Below are 14,226 nucleotides of genomic sequence, written 5' to 3'. Positions count from 1 at the left end.
GGCTCTAAGATCCAGTGCGCCATCATGCCCAAAACCACGGCACAGGGCGCCGGTATCAGCATTCAGGGCAAACAGGCGACCATCATTGGTGGGTAGGAAGATACGGTGCGCGCACTCATCCGCCACAGCCACATCGTGGGCCTGTTCTTCCGCCACGGGCGTTTCTGCGTAGGACACGCCGCGGCATGTCATATGCTGATAAGAGGCGTTGTAGGTAATTTTGGGGTCAAAATGCCAGCGCTCATGCCCAGTAGCGGCATCTATAGCAAACAGGATTTGATGCGGTGAGCACAGATACAACGTATCACGCACCTTTATGGGCGTGGCTTCATCTGTAATTTCTTGCGGATCATCCGCGCGCTTCAGATCATGGGGGCGGAACACCCATGCCACCTTCAGATCATGCACATTGCTGGCATTGATCTGCGCAAGTGGGGAGTATCTGTCCCCCGCCTGCGTGCGGCCATAAGCGGGCCAATCTGCTGCGGGCACCACCGCATTATCCCCCGGCAATGGGGAGGATGAAGCCTGCACACGCGCGCGGGGCAACACACCGGCAACATCCTGCGGATCTTGCGTAAGAGCATAACCATACACACCTGCCCCAACCACAACACCGGCCAACAACGGCGCACTGTTCCAGCGGGAAGACGGCAACAGACGAGAAGAAACAAAAGGCAACACAAGCCACAGGCCCAGCGGCAACAACACATCACCACGCGGGGCCAAAGCCCAGAAATCAAACCCGGCTTCCCCCACAGACCACACGAGTGTGGCCGCAACCAGTACCGCGTAAAGCCACAGGGCCTCGCGCCGCCGCTGCCACAGCAGCACTGCCGTGGCCAGCAGCGCGATGCCGCACACCACGTAAAAGCAGGAACCACCCAGCAGAGCCAGCCAAATGCCTCCGCCCGCAAGAAAAACACCCAATATTGCAAAAACTGCTGCGGTAATCCGCAATACAATATCGGGCCTGTGACTATTCGTTTGTATCATGTTGCCTGTTTTCTGCCCCGCACACCTTCACATCCCAATTTTTCTGCACAAGAAAAACCGTTTCAGAACAATCAATACAACAGCGGGGCATTGTAGCCCAAGAAAATACTGTAAAAAGCACAAAAAACCGCCTGCATTTTTATAAAACACAGGCGGTTAAAGAAGTTTTCACTTCAATACCTTGGGGCTTGATACTTGGCCGTATCAGTCCAACTTGAAGCGTACGGTAAACACATGGCCTTTAACACCATCTGCAACATTGTTACCCGAAAGGGCAAAACGCACCTGCTGCAAATATGTTAGCGCACTTTTTGTAAAATTTGCGCCGCCCATGGTTTTAAGCACCACGCAGTTGGTAGGGGCACCTGCCGCAGTAATATCGCACCGCGCCAGCACGCGGCCTTCCAGATTTTTGTTTTCTTCCGCGGCCAGGTAAACGGGGGCTGCATTGTTGATACGATTAAGCCGCACGGTTTTATCTACGGCAGACATGACCTTGATAACGGCGTATTCGTCCTTATCTTCCGTTGTGTGGCGCCAGTTATACAGGGTTGCCAAACTTTTGGATAAACCCTCTGTGCCGTAATGAAGCGTATAGGCAGCCTGCCCCGGCACTTTGACTTTCACGCTCAGCTGGGGTGCCTTGGCGAGATCCTGCAATGTGGCAATTGGCAAAAAGATGCCGAACAATTTTTGCGGTGTATCTTTGGCAAACACCAAGGGGAAATTATAGTGGTGCCTATCTGGCGTATCTGCCTGTAACTGCACAGAAACACCCGCCGTTGACTGGGTTTTTGGCCACTGTAAGCCTATTAAAAACTGACTGTATGTTACGGCGTGTCGTCAGTTAAGCCCTGAGAGTGGCACGTGAGGGTTGTACTTTGTGTCTGCGTGTGCTGACTGTTTTCCCGTTTTTTTGGGGAGACAGACAGATGCGGCGCTATAATTTACGCGATGACCAGTGGGAGCGGATAAAGGATCTTCTTCCTGGTCGAGAAGGCTATGTCGGCGGCACTGCGGTGAACAACCGTCTGTTCGTGGAGGCGGTGTTGTATCGCTATCGCGCGGGTATTCCATGGCGCGACCTTCCTGCCCGTTTCGGTGACTGGAAAAACGTGCACCGGCGTCTGCGCCGCTGGTGTGAAAGCGGCGTCATCGAACGGATATTTCGTTATCTGGCCGCTGATTACGACAACGAATACATGATGATCGACAGCACAATTGTCCGAGCGCATCAGCATAGTGCCGGAGCTCTCAAAAAAGGGGCACGGATCAGGCCATCGGACGATCACGAGGCGGGCTAACTACAAAGATCCATGCCATCTGCGACGCTCTGGGCAATCCAGTGGAACTCGGCATCACACCGGGACAGGATGCCGATATCACCCAGGCAGAACCACTTCTGGAAAACATCGAACCGGATGCTTTCCTTGCTGACAAGGCGTATGACGCGGACAGGTTGATCGATCGGCTGATACAGCGCGGGATTACCCCGGTCATCCCGCCAAAACGCAACAGAACGACACGACGGAAAACCGATTTTTCTCTCTACCGCGAACGGAACCTTGTTGAGAGGTTCTTCAATAAACTCAAGCAGTTTCGCGCTATCGCAACCCGCTACGATAAACTGAAATCGACCTTCCTCGCAGCCGTGCAGTTCGCCTCAATCATCATCCTGCTTAACTGACGACACGCCGTAGGGAATTCAAGGACAAAGCAGTGGTATCTGCCAAATCCGCCCCTGTAAGAACATACATGCTCATCACCATAAGGCCATTGCTTTGCCTATCAGCCGTAAACAGCGGCTGGGTGGATGCCGAGGTTGGGCGAGAGTAAATAAAGCACGCCTGTAACGGCTTGGCGTTTTTCAGGCTTTTGGCAATATAATCCTTATCATCCTGCTGAAGCGGCAGTTGCATAGCCAACTTGCTAATATCCTGCGCACAGTAAACCTCCCCCCATGAAGGGGACAGGGAGGTGACATTCATCAACGAAGGCTTATCAGCCGAAAGCACAGGATTTCCCGCGCTAGAAGCTGTTGCAGATGCCTGCGGCTGCGCAATAGCTTGCGGCACAGTGGCAACATGCCCACCCGGTACAGAACCAGAGGTTGCACACCCCGCCAGACACAACAGCCCAAGCGCAGAAAAAATGCGTGTTTTCAATACCATTCAGCCAATCCAATACAAAAAAAGCGCGGCCCCCGAAGGAGCCGCGCCTTTTATTTCCGATATCTTCCCTAAAGGAAAGAAAATCAGACGGAGTAGTACATTTCGAATTCAACCGGGTGCGGTGTGTGTTCGAAACGGTACACATCATCCCATTTCAGGGTGATGTAGCTTTCGATCTGGTCTTTGGTGAACACGCCACCAGCCAGCAGGAACTCATGATCCGCAGCCAGAGCTTCCAGAGCTTCACGCAGGGAGCCCGCAACTGTCGGGATCTGCTTCAGTTCTTCCGGCGGCAGGTCATACAGATCCTTGTCCATGGCATCGCCCGGGTGGATCTTGTTCTTAATGCCGTCCATACCAGCCATCAGCATGGCAGCGAATGCCAGATATGGGTTAGCTGTGGGATCCGGGAAGCGCACTTCAACACGCTTGGCTTTGGGGCTTGTTGCGTACGGAATACGGCAAGAAGCAGAACGGTTGCGGGCGGAATATGCCAGCAGCACAGGTGCTTCAAAGCCCGGAATCAGGCGCTTGTAGGAGTTGGTGGACGGGTTGGTGAAGGCGTTAAGTGCCTTGGCGTGCTTGATAATGCCGCCAATGTAATACAGGGCCGTATCGGACAGGTCTGCATACCCATTGCCAGCAAATGTGGGCTTGCCATCTTTCCAGATGGACTGGTGAACGTGCATGCCGGAGCCGTTATCGCCATAGATGGGCTTAGGCATAAATGTTGCTGTCTTGCCGTAGGAATTGGCAACATTGTGCACACAGTACTTATAGATCTGCATGAAGTCTGCTGCGCGTACCAGCGTTTCAAACTTGGTGCCAAGTTCGTGCTGAGACTGCGCCACTTCATGGTGGTGCTTTTCAATCGCCAGGCCCATTTCGCCCATGGCTGCCAGCATTTCTGCGCGCAGATCGCTTTCGCTATCCACTGGCGGTACGGGGAAGTAACCACCCTTCACACCCGGACGGTGGCCCATGTTGCCTTCAGGATATTCCTTCAGGGATGCATCGGGGCCTTCAATGCTGTCGAGCTGGAACTTGCCGTAGTTCGGGCCAGTGCCAAACAGCACGTTGTCGAAAATAAAGAATTCAGCTTCCGGGCCAAAAAATGCCGTATCACCCAGACCGGAGGACTTGAGGTACTGCTCAGCCAGCTTGGCGGTGGAGCGCGGGTCGCGGTTGTAAGGCTGCCCGGTGGAAGGTTCGATAATATCGCAGAACAGGATCAGCTGCGGACGAGCAGAGAAAGGGTCCATCACTGCGGATGTCGGATCCGGCAGCAGAACCATGTCGCTTTCGTTAATGGCTTTCCACCCGCCGATGGAAGATCCATCAAACATGAAGCCATCGGTAAAGCTATCTTCCTCGATGGTGCTAACATACTGGCATGTATGATGCCACTTGCCCTTTGGGTCTGTAAAACGCAAATCTACCAGTTCCACAGAGTGTTCCTGAATCAGATCAAAAACCTTGGCAATTGCAGCAGCCTTGCTGTCACCCGCCGGAGCTGTTTTCTTTACCATGCTCTCTTCACCTAAGCTTTGTCAGCATGCCGCACTTTGCGGGCACGCGGTCTGCGGGAATAATGTACGCGCACGTTCGCGCCCCATACTTACGCATGGCGCGTGTTAGATTGCGTCTTCCCCTCGTTCTCCGGTACGGATTCGCACCACGTCATCCACCGGACTCACGAAAATCTTGCCATCGCCAATCCGGCCTGTGCGGGCCGCAGCGGAAATGGCTTCTACCGCCCGCTCCACCATGGAAGCAGGGCAGACAACTTCAATCTTCATCTTGGGCAGGAAATCAACAATGTATTCCGCGCCGCGATAAAGCTCCGTATGCCCCTTCTGCCGCCCGAAACCCTTGGCTTCGATCACGGTAATACCCTGCAACCCAAGCTCATGGAGGGCTTCTTTTACCTCATCCAGCTTGAAGGGCTTGATTATGGCCTCGATCTTCTTCATCGCGCGTCGTCAACACACCATTGTTGTGCCCGTATTTTTGGGCCTGTCCATTCATGATACCACCCTGCCCCTATAGGCAGAATGCACCTCATACCGTTACACTTGCACGGCTTGCCCGTGCGGGCAATCAGGCAGATGCAAATTTGTATCGATAAAGCACCAAATCAACTGTTTACGCCAAATGTTTCGGTATCGCGTCTTATTCGCCTCTTTCCGCCAGCGGGGCAAGGAACTTTGTAATGACAAAATTGCTTAACAGGCAGATTGCCAACCAGCCTGTCACTATTTTTACGCTTATGTCCGAGCTGGCGCGCAAGCATAACGCCATCAATCTTGGGCAGGGTTTTCCTGATACAGAAGGCCCACAGGACATGGTGCAACTGGCCGCAAATGCCTTGCTGGATGGGCGCAACCAGTATGCACCTCTTACAGGCCTGCCAGAACTGCGCGCTGCCGTTGCAGATGCTTCTGCCCGATTCCAGAACATTCCCGTTGATGCCGAATCGGAAGTGGTTGTTACCTCCGGCGCAACCGAGGCCCTGGCAGCCTCCTTTATGGCGCTGATAGAACCGGGCGATGAGGTAGTGCTGATAGAACCTCTCTACGATACCTACCTGCCGGTTGTGCGCCAGCTTGGGGGCATTCCGCGCCTTGTGCGGTTGGAAGCACCCGATTGGGCGCTCCCGCGCGAAGCACTGAAGAACGCCTTTGGCCCCCGCACCAAGGCCATTGTGCTAAACACCCCCATGAACCCTACCGGCAAGGTGTTTAATGCAGAGGAACTGGCATTTATTGCTGACCTCATGCGCCAGCACGATAGCTACGCCATTTGCGATGAGGTGTATGAACACCTTGTATTTGGCGCGCCGCATCTCTCGCTCATGGCATTGCCGGATATGCGTGAACGCTGCATCCGTATTGGCAGCGCAGGCAAAAGCTTTTCCTTTACCGGCTGGAAAGTGGGTTACGTTACCGCCCCTGCCCCGCTGGCTGCGGTGGTGGCCAAAGCGCACCAGAACCTTGTATTTGCCACAGCCCCCAACCTGCAACGCGCCGTAGCCTTTGGGCTGAACAAAGATACCGCCTACTTTACCCAACTGGCGCAGGAAATGGATACAAAACGCCAGATTCTTTCTGCTGGTCTGGCGCGTGTGGGGTTTGGCGTGTTGCCCTGCCAAGGCAGTTACTTTGTCATGGCGGATATTACCCCGCTGGCAAACGGGCTGGATGACATGGCCTTTAGCCGCCTGCTGACGGAGCAGGCCGGTGTGACCACTATTCCCGCATCCGCCTTTTATGATGCGCAAAGCGGCACGCCCCCACGCAACCTGATTCGCTTTGCCTTTTGCAAGCGTGAGGAGGTGCTGATTGAGGCTGTGGCCCGTCTGGAACAATGGAAAAGCCGCCAGAGCTGATTTTTCTACATAAAAACGCCAGAAGTGATTGACGAACGACGCAGTTTTCTCTAAACGTCCGCTTGCTGTGTGGCGGACGTAGCTCAGCTGGTAGAGCGCCGGTTTGTGGTACCGGTGGTCGCGGGTTCAAGTCCCGTCGTTCGCCCCAGCATATTCCCTTAAAATTCAAAATACCTTCTGCACAGCCCCGCATACTGCGTGCCACGCAGCCACCTTATGCCTGCACCTGTGTAACTACCCTGCTGGCTTGCATCTGCTGCAACCGGTGGAAGGCGCCCTTTGCCAATCCTGAAAACGCTGCTCGTCTTCTCCCTTGTAAAATGCAGCATATGTCATCAGTGGCTTTTTCCCTGCTATTAAAAGCGGGACAAAAAAGCCGGTCAGACCAAACTGACCGGCTTTGCCAAAACACCCCTTAAGCGTTGTCCTGCATGAACTGGCGCAGATCCTGCTCTGAAACCGCGCCATCGTGTTCCAGCAGCGCATCCTTGCCGCCCACATGGTGTGGCATAACCATAAGGGGCGTACCTTCATCCATGAAGCGTATCCGAAGATCATTCCAGCGCGGCGCAACAAAGCGAGAGTAAGCCTGTGCCAGCGCGCACTGATCAATGCACCAATTGGTTGGGTTTTCGGGGCTATATGTCCGCTGGACATAATTGTGCAGATACCGCCCGATCTGCGGCAGAAGTTCCGTTTCTCCAAAATAGGACAAGCCCGCACCAAAGCCCCACGGTTCTCCGCCTATCTGTTTGCCTTCATGATTATACGCATACAGTCGGAACCCGTAATCCGAGCCAGATTTAAGTTCCTGCCACAAGGCTGGGAAATCCTGCGGGAAGTAACCATCACAATCCGCAGTCAGCACGGGGCAGTGCCACTGGCCTACAATATGTGGCAACATAAGGTAACGGATACAGGTATAAGTGGCCTCGTTCGCATAGCTCAGTTGGCCGTGCGCGAAGGACACATCCATCCCACGGTCTTTTTCCGAGAAAAAGGCCACAAGATCGCGCATCAGAGTCAACTGCTCATCCGTGGGCCGATCCCCCCCCCAAACAAAGGCGGAAGCGGCCGTGTTCCGGTTGCGCCTGACACGCCCGCATTAAAGACATGACAAGCTTGGGCACAAAGCGGAAATACGCACTATCGCACCCAAAAACCAAACAGGCATCTGGCGCATCAGCCTCGGCCCGATCTGGCGCTACGCTGGAATGCCAGCTCCAGCCTGCAATGCCCAACTGGTCTGTTACCTGCTGTTCATGCAGGTTATATGCCGCGGCTTCCGGCAGCCATGTGTAAACACCACAATTGTAGTGAATGGCCTTGATACCTGAATCTCTGGAAAGTTTGCGGGCTGTTACGTAGTGCGGATCTGCGCTGGCGCGATCCTGATTGAGCCATGCATAATGGCCAGCCACAACCTGATTCCAATATTGCGCCCTGTTCTGGGCCTGATCGGCCTGCACCAGTTGCAGCCGTTCTTCCTGCGTGCTGGCAGAAGCCACTTCCTCAAACTGATACGAATAAGCTTGCCGCACATCTTCTGCCCTCAGCATGGCAGGCGGCAAAGGTACCATTAAAAAGTTAAAGGCGGGGTCAAACCCTTCTGTGTCCGGCAGTTCTTTCAAGGCCGCAGGCAGCAAAAGCAGCGCGGCCTCTCCCTGCTCTGTCCGCTGCAGCAGATGTGTGAGCTGCTCGGGTATAGGCGTTTCACCCAACCGGCCTTTCAGGGCCAGATTGGCTAAATCTGCGGCCTGTTTGGTCTCACCTTCTCGCAGTGCCAGAATGGCGGAAAAGAAGTAGAGATCAGGCCGGGAATCCTGCAACGCTGCACACAATACCGCAGTGCGCGCCAAGCCAAACTGCCCAACCTTGGCGCAGTTTTTTGCCAGTTCCAGCAAACAGCCAGAATCTTCGGGGGCTACAAGCAAACGTTGGCGTGCGGCCTGTGCGGCCTTCACAAATGGGCTATCCCCCATTGCCTTCATCTGCGCAGACAGTGCCGCCATAAAAGTTTTCTGCACGGCCACGGGGCTGGGCTGGAGCACGCTTTCCTGTTCACGCCCATCAGAAACAACAATGGCATCGCCTTTTTCACGCAGGAAAAGAGTGCGCAAATCCCACTTATGCTCACCAAGCTGGAGGGCGTGGTTTAAAAACAACACCTGCTCGGCCTGCTGTTGCCCGGCAATCAGCCATTTGCCCTGCGCCAGACGAACAAGTAGGGGCACATGCTGGCTCAACACCGGTGCAAACAGTTCCCACGTAAGAACATGCTGCATCCATGTCAGCTCACCTTGTGGGTGGGCACACAGAAAATTTGTGCCATCCCCCAGAGTGACCAGACCTTTGTTGTCACCCTCTTCAACAACGCTTACGGCAATATCCGCAAAACCTTGCAGATTATTGCCTTTTGGGGCCAACTGAACCACGTTCCACTGCGGAGAAACGGCTTGCGCAACCGGAATTCCCGTAAGGTAGAAATCACGATGTGCCAGAATGTGCCCGTGAAGTGATATAAAAGAAAACATGCCTCAGCTTACCCCGGCTGCCCGTTCCATATGCGGAATCATGATTTTGGCTGACACGTGCATACAGGCGGCCAGCCATTTTTCTTAATGATGCATATAGTTAGCATAACATCTCCCGCGCGGGCACCTCTTGACCGGTAAGGGATGCGCCACCCCCAAAGCCCTGACATGTTTGTGATAACAGGGTCTATCCCGCACAAAACAAAGATTTTTGCCCGCACGTAAGCGCCATTGCGCCAAATGGGGCCGGTTCTGTCCTGATCGTGAACAGCGCTGTGTTGCATCCCCGCTTATGGTCTCAATTCGCGCACTGCATGATGCCTATGCGTATTCCGCATCTGCGCGCAACGAATGCAAGACACTCTTCGAATCGGATGCAGTATTATGGCTAAAATCAAGGTCAAGAACCCGGTGGTGGAAATGGACGGGGATGAAATGACCCGTATCATCTGGCACTTCATTCGTGAGCGCCTGATTCTGCCCTATCTGGATATTGACCTGAAATATTACGATCTGGGCATAGAAAACCGCGATGCCACGGATGACAAAGTAACCGTAGAAGCCGCAGAAGCCACCAAGCGCTATGGCGTGGCCGTAAAATGCGCCACCATCACCCCAGATGAAGCACGGGTGGAGGAATTTGGGCTGAAAAAAATGTGGCGTTCACCCAACGGCACCATCCGCAACATTCTGGATGGCACCATTTTTCGTGAACCCATCATCTGCTCCAACGTGCCGCGCCTTGTGCCGCACTGGGCAAAGCCCATCGTGATCGGCCGCCATGCTTATGGGGATATCTACCGCGCGGCGGAAACCAAAATTCCCGGCCCCGGCAAGGTAACACTTAACTATATTCCCGAAGATGGTGGCGAGCCCATTACGCTGGATGTGCATGACTTTAAAGGCCCCGGCGTGGCTCTGGGTATGCACAACACCCGTGCCTCTATCGAAGGCTTTGCCCGTGCCTCCCTCTCCTACGGGCGGGATCGCAAGCTGCCGGTGTATCTGTCCACCAAGAACACTATCCTGAAAGCCTATGATGGCATGTTCAAGGATGTGTTTCAGGACGTGTACGAAAAGGAATTTAAAGCCGAGTTTGAAAAGCTGGGCCTCACTTACGAACACCGCCTGATTGATGACATGGTGGCCTGCGCCCTTAAATGGCCGGGTGGCTACGTATGGGCCTGCAAAAACTACGATGGCGATGTAGAAAGTGATATTGTCGCGCAGGGCTTTGGCAGCCTTGGGTTGATGACATCCGTGCTGCTCAGCCCCAAAGGCGATGTGGTGGAGGCCGAAGCCGCGCATGGCACCGTAACCCGCCATTACCGTGAGCATCAGAAAGGCAAGCCCACCAGCACCAACCCTATCGCCTCCATTTTTGCATGGACACGTGGGCTGGCTTATCGCGGCCGCTTTGATGATACGCCAGACATTGTGCACTTTGCCAACACGCTGGAAAAAGTGTGCGTAGATACCGTTGAAGGTGGGCAGATGACCAAGGACCTGGCGCTATTGGTTGGCAACGGCACCAAGTGGCTAGACACGCAGCCTTTCCTTGATGTGCTGGATGAAAAACTCAAGCAGGCCTTGGCTAAGGGCTGATTTTTCTGCCGCACGTCTTTTTACCATGAGCACATATGCACACCCCGAAGCAAATTTCTGCTTCGGGGTGTTGCTTATTCTAGGCCATTGCGCACCGGCCCGTGCTGGCGCAAAACAGAAACTGTATTTTAATTTAACCAGATAAGGGAGCATCACGCCACGCCATGACTGATACGCCAGCAGAAACAGACGTAGCCATAATTGGCGCTGGCCCAGCCGGGCTTTTTGCCGCTTTTCAGTGCGCCATGCTGCGGCTGAAATGTGTGTTGATTGATGTGCTGCCAGAAGTGGGCGGCCAATGTGCAGCCCTGTATCCAGAAAAGCCGATTTACGATATTCCCGCCTGCCCTGCGGTAGAAGGCGCGCAGCTTATTGCCCGGCTGGAAGAACAGATTGCCCCTTTCAACATCCCGCGCCTGCTCAAGCACCGGGCGGAAAGCCTTGAAGGCCACCGGGGCAACTTTACGCTGGGCACCAACCAAGGCACGATGCTGAAAGCCAAGGCCATTATTATTGCCGCTGGTGCAGGTGCATTTGGCCCCAACCGTCCGCCGCTAGAAGGTTTGGAAGCGTTTGAAGATACCGGGGCCGTGCAATATTACGTGCGCCGCAAAGCCGATTTTGCAGGCCGCCGTATCGTCATTGCTGGCGGCGGCGATTCTGCGCTGGATTGGGCGCTTTCCCTTAAAGATAATGCCGAAAAGCTGTACCTCGTGCATCGGCGCGACAGGTTCCGTGGTGCGCCAGAAAGCCTGCGCCAGTTGGATGAGGCCGTAGCCGCCGGGCAGATTGAAAAAGTTGTGCCCTATCAGCTCCATGCCCTGCGCGGCCAAAACGGCGCGCTGGAAGGTGTAGAAGTGGCTGATCTGGATGGTGCCACCCGTATGCTGGAAGCCGATGTGCTGCTGCCTTTCTTTGGGCTGGCAACAGATCTGGGGCCTGTGGCGCGGTGGGGTATGGATACCATGCGCGCCACCATTCCCGTAACACCTTCAAGCTGTGAAACCAGCCTGCCGGGCGTGTTTGCCGTGGGCGATGTGGCCACCTACCCCGGCAAGCTGAAGCTGATTTTGCAAGGGTTTAGCGAAGCCGCCATGGCAGCCCACGCTATTTACCCCATCGTGAACCCGGATCAGGCGCTGCACTTTGAATATTCCACCAGCAAAGGTGTGCCCGCCTAAAACCAATACGCTTATGGCGGCATGGCCCAAAGCAGGCACAACATGCCGCCATTTTTTATAATGGAGTTTTTGCTCTGCTCGCGCATATCTCCATACAGCGTGCACCATAGCAGTTCCCTTACGGGTTCTGGCGCGGTTGGGCGCAGCAAGCTATGGTGCCTGCCTGATCCATTTACCTTTTTAATAAGGATAAAACCGTGCAAGTCATCATTCTCGGCGCTGGCGTTATCGGGGTGACATCGGCCTGGTATCTGGCCAGCCTTGGGCATGAAGTCACGGTTATAGACCGCCAGCCCGCCCCAGCGCTTGAAACATCATTTGCCAATGCGGGGCAGGTTTCCCCCGGATATTCCACGCCTTGGGCTTCTCCCGGCCTGCCGCTTCAGGCTGCAAAGTGGATGCTGCACCCCAAAACCAGCCCGCTGGTTATTCGCAAACGGTTTGATCTGGCCATGCTGCGCTGGATGGAACAGCTTTTAAAAAACTGTAATGCCCATGCGTATGATATCAACAAATCCCGCATGTTGCGCATTGCCGAATACAGCCGCGATTGTCTGGATGCCCTGCGTACTGAAACCGGCATTACGTATGATGACAGGCAGCGCGGGCTGATCCAGCTTTTCCGCACCAATAAGCAGATAGATACCGCCCAGCACGATATGCGCCTACTGGCAGAAGCCAACATTCCGCACCAGCTTTTGGCGGTGGATCAGGTTCTGGAGCACGAGCCCGGCCTAGCCCATGCCAAACACCTGCTTACGGGTGGGCTGTATTTACCCGGTGATGAATCGGGCGATGCACACATCTTCACCCAAAGGCTGGCCCGCATGGCAGAGGCCAAAGGTGTGAAGTTTGTATATGACACCACCATTCTGAGGCTGGATGCTGCGGCGGACGAGATTATGTCTGTGCGCACCAGTGCCGGGCACTTCCGGGGTGATGCCTATATTGTGGCCATGGGCAGCTATAGCCCGCTGCTGCTGCGCCCGTTGCGCGTGCATCTGCCGGTTTACCCCGTAAAAGGCTATTCCCTCACCCTGCCCCTTACGGATGAAACCCACGCCCCCACATCCACTGTGAATGATACATCCTACAAGCTGGCCATTACGCGGCTTGGCAACCGCATCCGGGTGGGTGGCACAGCGGAACTGACGGGCTACAGCCAGAAGCTCAGCCCAGACCGGCGTGAAACACTGGAACTTTCTTTTTCAGAACTGTTTGGTGGGGGAGACCTTACCGCCGCAACATACTGGACGGGCCTACGCCCCTGCACGCCAGATGGCACACCTGTTATTGGCCCTGTGCCCGCCTTTAAAAACCTGTGGCTAAACACCGGCCACGGCACCTTGGGCTGGACAATGGCCTGTGGTTCCGGCCGCCTGATTGCAGACCTTGTGCACGACAAAAAGCCCGATATTCCGGCGCTGGATCTTTCCATCAGCCGGTATAACTAAGCTGGCGCGGTGTTTATGCCCGCTGTGGCGCAAAACTATGGTGGCAAGCTGCACACGCACAGGCTTGCCGCTATAAAATTGCCCGCCCGCTATGCCGCTGATCCACCCTGTTTATAAAAAACAGCCTTTCATACATGAGACACAAAAAAGGCCGCGGTGGCAGATACTACCAGCGGCCTTTTTGTATTCTGCAGCTTTACGCCACAGCAGGCAGGAAGCACCGCGCCTGTAACGCAGTGCCCCTTTCTGCCGGGTTATTACTGAGCAGATTCGGAAGAAGAGTCAGAAGCCGGAGCTGCGGACTTCTTCTTGCCGTGGTGCTTGCCACCTTTGTGCTTGCCCTTATGCGCAGCAGCACCTTTGCTTTCTTCCGTGCGGCCAGCTTCTTCAGCAGCCGGGCCAGCGCCTTCTGGGACCTGAGCACCAGCTTCTGGGCCACTAGCAGCGGGAGGAGCAGGAGGTGCAGCTTCCTGAGCGAAGGAAGGAGCAGCAGCGTCCAGCAGGGCAACGGTGGACAGAGCCGCAAGCAGACGACGAGAAATCATAGAATGTCTCCAAAAACCTGTGGTCCAATCCGCCTCATGCAGGACAACCCTGCATCCAGCACATAGACCGGTTTATGTTTTGCTTATTATCACGGCAAAAGCACAGCGTCTTGAGCTAAAATTTGTGCAATCTTTGCACATATCATCACCCCGCCACTTGACAGCCGTAAACCAGCCATATTGGCATTGGCAAAACCTAAAAAACCGCCCAATAACAGGCGGTTTTTATAGGAAAAAACGCTTTAAACGCTCTGCATGTGACAAAATGGTGTAACCGAAAAAAATACGCCCACACCACAAACGCGCCACACTTACAGGCCGCCCAAACGCTGGGCAGCCCACAAGTTACAGA

General features: G+C 54.6%; 13 protein-coding genes, 1 tRNA gene and 1 pseudogene. 6 read left to right on the top strand and 9 right to left on the bottom strand.

All coding sequences use genetic code 11. The annotated features are described in order from the left end of the window. Positions 1 to 6 precede the first annotated feature (6 nt). Both A4S02_RS01170 and A4S02_RS01165 read right to left on the bottom strand, forming a co-directional pair. Positions 7 to 996 (bottom strand): annotated as a pseudogene (locus tag A4S02_RS01170) (membrane-bound PQQ-dependent dehydrogenase, glucose/quinate/shikimate family); the annotation flags it as partial. A 204-nt stretch (positions 997 to 1,200) separates the two neighbouring features. Next, entirely contained in the window at positions 1,201 to 1,764 is a 564-nt protein-coding gene (locus tag A4S02_RS01165; protein WP_228142425.1) for an energy transducer TonB, read from the bottom strand. Between the two features lie 164 nt (positions 1,765 to 1,928). On the opposite strand from A4S02_RS01165, the gene A4S02_RS14705 reads away from it, so the two are divergent. Beyond that, a protein-coding gene (locus A4S02_RS14705; RefSeq protein ID WP_099046873.1) for an IS5 family transposase occupies positions 1,929 to 2,683 on the top strand; the annotation gives its coding sequence in 2 pieces (ribosomal slippage) (positions 1,929 to 2,268 and positions 2,268 to 2,683; 756 coding nt in all). Here A4S02_RS14705 and A4S02_RS01150 read toward each other — a convergent pair. The 3 genes from A4S02_RS01150 to A4S02_RS01140 all read right to left on the bottom strand — a co-directional run bounded on the left by A4S02_RS01150 (position 2,676) and on the right by A4S02_RS01140 (position 5,140). After that, entirely contained in the window at positions 2,676 to 3,161 is a 486-nt protein-coding gene (locus A4S02_RS01150) for a hypothetical protein (protein WP_228142424.1), read from the bottom strand. The genes A4S02_RS14705 and A4S02_RS01150 overlap by 8 nt on opposite strands. An 89-nt stretch (positions 3,162 to 3,250) precedes the next feature. Further along, complete coding sequence (gene glnA / locus A4S02_RS01145) at positions 3,251 to 4,696, bottom strand: type I glutamate--ammonia ligase (RefSeq protein ID WP_070322705.1); 1,446 nt, start codon at positions 4,694 to 4,696, stop codon at positions 3,251 to 3,253. A 105-nt stretch (positions 4,697 to 4,801) separates the two neighbouring features. Further along, positions 4,802 to 5,140, bottom strand: coding sequence for a P-II family nitrogen regulator (locus A4S02_RS01140; protein ID WP_003622497.1), 339 nt, complete (start codon positions 5,138 to 5,140; stop codon positions 4,802 to 4,804). Between the two features lie 239 nt (positions 5,141 to 5,379). Here A4S02_RS01140 and A4S02_RS01135 point away from each other — a divergent pair, with 239 nt between their 5' ends. Both A4S02_RS01135 and A4S02_RS01130 read left to right on the top strand, forming a co-directional pair. Next, complete coding sequence (locus A4S02_RS01135) at positions 5,380 to 6,555, top strand: aminotransferase (RefSeq protein WP_070322704.1); 1,176 nt, start codon at positions 5,380 to 5,382, stop codon at positions 6,553 to 6,555. A 72-nt stretch (positions 6,556 to 6,627) separates the two neighbouring features. Continuing rightward, positions 6,628 to 6,703 (top strand) — tRNA-His (locus A4S02_RS01130). Between the two features lie 267 nt (positions 6,704 to 6,970). On the opposite strand, the gene A4S02_RS15995 is transcribed toward A4S02_RS01130, so the two are convergent. Continuing rightward, positions 6,971 to 7,573 (bottom strand): hypothetical protein, encoded by a 603-nt coding sequence (locus A4S02_RS15995; RefSeq protein ID WP_228142423.1) that lies wholly within the window; start codon positions 7,571 to 7,573, stop codon positions 6,971 to 6,973. Between the two features lie 13 nt (positions 7,574 to 7,586). Continuing rightward, entirely contained in the window at positions 7,587 to 9,089 is a 1,503-nt protein-coding gene (locus A4S02_RS01125) for a hypothetical protein (protein WP_228142422.1), read from the bottom strand. A 384-nt stretch (positions 9,090 to 9,473) separates the two neighbouring features. Between A4S02_RS01125 and A4S02_RS01120 the strand changes: the two genes are divergently transcribed. Both A4S02_RS01120 and A4S02_RS01115 read left to right on the top strand, forming a co-directional pair. Beyond that, a complete protein-coding gene (locus tag A4S02_RS01120) occupies positions 9,474 to 10,694 on the top strand; it encodes an NADP-dependent isocitrate dehydrogenase (RefSeq protein ID WP_070322703.1) in 1,221 nt (406 codons plus the stop codon). Positions 10,695 to 10,858: 164 nt separating this feature from the next. Next, positions 10,859 to 11,875 carry an NAD(P)/FAD-dependent oxidoreductase gene (locus A4S02_RS01115; protein ID WP_070322702.1) on the top strand — a complete coding sequence of 339 codons (1,017 nt, stop codon included), beginning with the start codon at positions 10,859 to 10,861 and terminating at the stop codon, positions 11,873 to 11,875. Positions 11,876 to 11,886: 11 nt separating this feature from the next. On the opposite strand, the gene A4S02_RS01110 is transcribed toward A4S02_RS01115, so the two are convergent. Further along, the gene (locus A4S02_RS01110; RefSeq protein WP_019089824.1) at positions 11,887 to 12,024 is read right to left on the bottom strand and encodes a hypothetical protein; all 138 of its coding nucleotides are present in this window, start codon (positions 12,022 to 12,024) and stop codon (positions 11,887 to 11,889) included. Between the two features lie 48 nt (positions 12,025 to 12,072). Here A4S02_RS01110 and A4S02_RS01105 point away from each other — a divergent pair, with 48 nt between their 5' ends. After that, complete coding sequence (locus tag A4S02_RS01105; RefSeq protein ID WP_070322700.1) at positions 12,073 to 13,329, top strand: D-amino acid dehydrogenase; 1,257 nt, start codon at positions 12,073 to 12,075, stop codon at positions 13,327 to 13,329. A gap of 257 nt (positions 13,330 to 13,586) precedes the next feature. Here A4S02_RS01105 and A4S02_RS01100 read toward each other — a convergent pair whose 3' ends face one another. Beyond that, positions 13,587 to 13,874 (bottom strand): hypothetical protein, encoded by a 288-nt coding sequence (locus A4S02_RS01100; RefSeq protein WP_070322699.1) that lies wholly within the window; start codon positions 13,872 to 13,874, stop codon positions 13,587 to 13,589. Between the last annotated feature and the right edge of the window lie 352 nt (positions 13,875 to 14,226).

This window comes from Acetobacter ascendens (assembly GCF_001766235.1).
In the GTDB taxonomy this organism is placed as follows: Bacteria; Pseudomonadota; Alphaproteobacteria; order Acetobacterales; family Acetobacteraceae; genus Acetobacter; species Acetobacter ascendens.
The sequence above is the reverse complement of the archived record's forward strand: the minus strand, read 5'-3'. Positions and strand labels throughout refer to the sequence as shown.

Bases quoted from the DNA above. Each gene is read 5' to 3' on its own strand.
- glnA (WP_070322705.1), bottom strand. From the start codon at position 4,696: ATGGTAAAGAAAACAGCTCCGGCGGGTGACAGCAAGGCTGCTGCAATT.
- A4S02_RS01140 (WP_003622497.1), bottom strand. From the start codon at position 5,140: ATGAAGAAGATCGAGGCCATAATCAAGCCCTTCAAGCTGGATGAGGTA.
- A4S02_RS01135 (WP_070322704.1), top strand. From the start codon at position 5,380: ATGACAAAATTGCTTAACAGGCAGATTGCCAACCAGCCTGTCACTATT.
- A4S02_RS15995 (WP_228142423.1), bottom strand. From the start codon at position 7,573: ATGCGCGATCTTGTGGCCTTTTTCTCGGAAAAAGACCGTGGGATGGAT.
- A4S02_RS01125 (WP_228142422.1), bottom strand. From the start codon at position 9,089: ATGTTTTCTTTTATATCACTTCACGGGCACATTCTGGCACATCGTGAT.
- A4S02_RS01120 (WP_070322703.1), top strand. From the start codon at position 9,474: ATGGCTAAAATCAAGGTCAAGAACCCGGTGGTGGAAATGGACGGGGAT.
- A4S02_RS01115 (WP_070322702.1), top strand. From the start codon at position 10,859: ATGACTGATACGCCAGCAGAAACAGACGTAGCCATAATTGGCGCTGGC.
- A4S02_RS01100 (WP_070322699.1), bottom strand. From the start codon at position 13,874: ATGATTTCTCGTCGTCTGCTTGCGGCTCTGTCCACCGTTGCCCTGCTG.